Consider the following 2152-nt stretch of genomic DNA (forward strand, 5'->3'; position numbering starts at 1 on the left):
CGTATCATCCTCGGCACCTACGCGCTGTCCGCAGGTTACTACGATGCTTGGTACGGTTCGGCGCAGAAGGTGCGCACCCTGATCATCGAGGACTTCAAGAAGGCGTTCGAGAAGGTCGACGTGCTGGTCGGCCCGACCAGCCCGGTCACCGCATTCAAGTTCGGCGAGAAGACCGAGGATCCGATGGCCATGTACGCCATCGACATCACCACCATCCCGGCGAACCTCGCCGGCGTTCCGGCCATGAGCATCCCGGCCGGTCTGAGCGACGATGGCCTGCCGGTCGGCTTCCAGTTCCTCGCCCCGCAGCAGCGCGACGAGGCCATGTACAAGCCGGCCGCGGCACTTGAGGCCGCCCTTGAGGAAGACTGGAACGGCCCGATCTGGCAGTCCCTGAAGACCCCGTGGCTCGACGGCTTGAACAAGTAGAAGCATCGGAGGAAAGAAAACAAAATGGCTGAAAAGTTGATGAAGTACGCCGATGCCGTCAAGAAGTTCGACCCGGTCATCGGTCTGGAAACCCACGTGGAACTGTCCACCAAGACCAAGCTGTTCTGCCCGGCCGAAGTCTCCTTCGGCGGCGAACCGAACACCCAGCTCACCCCGGTGAGCCTCGGTCTGCCTGGCTCCTTGCCGGTGGTCAACAAGACCGCCGTCGATTACGCGATCAAGCTCGGTCTCGCCCTGCATTGCGAGATCAACGAGTGGAGCCAGTTCGCCCGTAAGAACTACTTCTACCCGGACATGCCGCGCGATTACCAGATCTCGCAGTACGACAAGCCGACCAACGGCAACGGCTACCTGGACGTGGAGCTTGACGACGGCACCATCTTCCGCGTGCCGATCGAGCGCGCCCACATCGAGGACGACGCCGGCAAGAACACCCATATCGGTGGCGCCGACGGCCGCATCGAAGGCGCCGACCACTCCTTGGTCGACTACAACCGCGCCGGCGTGCCGCTGATCGAAATCGTCACCAAGCCGATCGAAGGCGCGGGCGACCGCGCTCCGGAAATCGCCGGCGCCTACATGCGCGCCATCCGCGACATCGTGCGTGCGCTGAACATCTCCCACGCCCGCATGGAGCAGGGCAACATGCGCGCCGACGTGAACGTGTCGCTGCGCAACAGCCCGTCCGATCCGTTCGGCACCCGTTCCGAGACCAAGAACGTGAACTCGTTCCGCGGCATCGAAAAGACCATCCAGTACGAGATTCGCCGTCAGGCCGCGATCCTTTCCGAAGGCGGCGAGATCCTGCAGGAGACCCGTCACTGGGATGAGGCCGCGCAGGCCACCGCCGGCGGTCGTGTGAAGTCCGATGCCGACGATTACCGTTACTTCCCGGATCCGGACTTGGTGATGCTGCACATCACCAAGGAGCACATCGAGGAAATGAAGGCCCAGATGCCGGAAATGCCTCGTGAGCGCCGCAACCGCCTGAAGTCCGAATGGGGCTTCAACGATCTGGAAATGCGCGACGTGCTCAACGCCGACGCCTTGGATCTGTTGGAGGAGACCGTCAAGGCCGGCGCAACCGCGTCCGGTGCGAAGAAGTGGTGGCTTGGCGAGCTGTCCCGCGAGGCCAACAACAAGGGCGTGACCCTTGAGGAGCTGCCGATCACCCCGGCCGACGTCGCCGAGGTCGAGAAGCTCATCAAGGCCGGCAAGCTGAACGACAAGCTGGCCAAGCAGACCGTCGCCGGCGTGCTCGCCGGCGAAGGCACTCCGGCCGAGGTCGTCAAGAAGCACGGCTACCAGGTCGTGTCCGACGACGGTGCCCTCGAGAAGACCGTGGACGAGGCCCTTGCTGCCAACCCGGACATCGTCGAGAAGCTCAAGAGCGGCAACATGAAGCCGATGGGCGCCATCATCGGCGCGGTCATGCGCGCCACCCGCGGGCAGGCCGACGCCAAGGCCGTCACCAAGATCGTGATGGGCAAGATCAAGTAGACCATGCGATGGCGGGATGGCTGATACGGCCGTGATTCCGCCACGAACGGTGTGCCATGGCCGTGCCGTCCGGTACTGAGATACAGCTCGGTACCGATCCCGCCGCCGGTACCGAGCCGCAGGGCGTTGCCGAAGGTCGTCGGACGAGTCGCCATGCACCGGCATGACGGATCGCCCGGCGTGGTGACGCTGCACGGTGCGC

General features: G+C 64.0%; 2 protein-coding genes. Both read left to right on the plus strand.

Annotated elements, in window-relative coordinates:
* Positions 1-429: amidase family protein (locus tag B3C64_RS00095; RefSeq protein WP_291532873.1), on the plus strand; the 429-nt coding region annotated here is incomplete at its 5' end.
* 24 nt (positions 430-453) lie between these two features.
* Positions 454-1950: an Asp-tRNA(Asn)/Glu-tRNA(Gln) amidotransferase subunit GatB gene (gene gatB, locus B3C64_RS00100; RefSeq protein ID WP_291532874.1), complete on the plus strand. Its 1497-nt coding sequence runs from the start codon at positions 454-456 to the stop codon at positions 1948-1950.
* The last annotated feature ends 202 nt before the right edge of the window (positions 1951-2152 follow it).

It is taken from the genome of Bifidobacterium sp. UBA6881 (assembly GCA_002451435.1).
GTDB lineage: Bacteria > Actinomycetota > Actinomycetes > Actinomycetales > Bifidobacteriaceae > Bifidobacterium.

Bases quoted from the DNA above. Each gene is read 5' to 3' on its own strand.
- gatB (WP_291532874.1), top strand. From the start codon at position 454: ATGGCTGAAAAGTTGATGAAGTACGCCGATGCCGTCAAGAAGTTCGAC.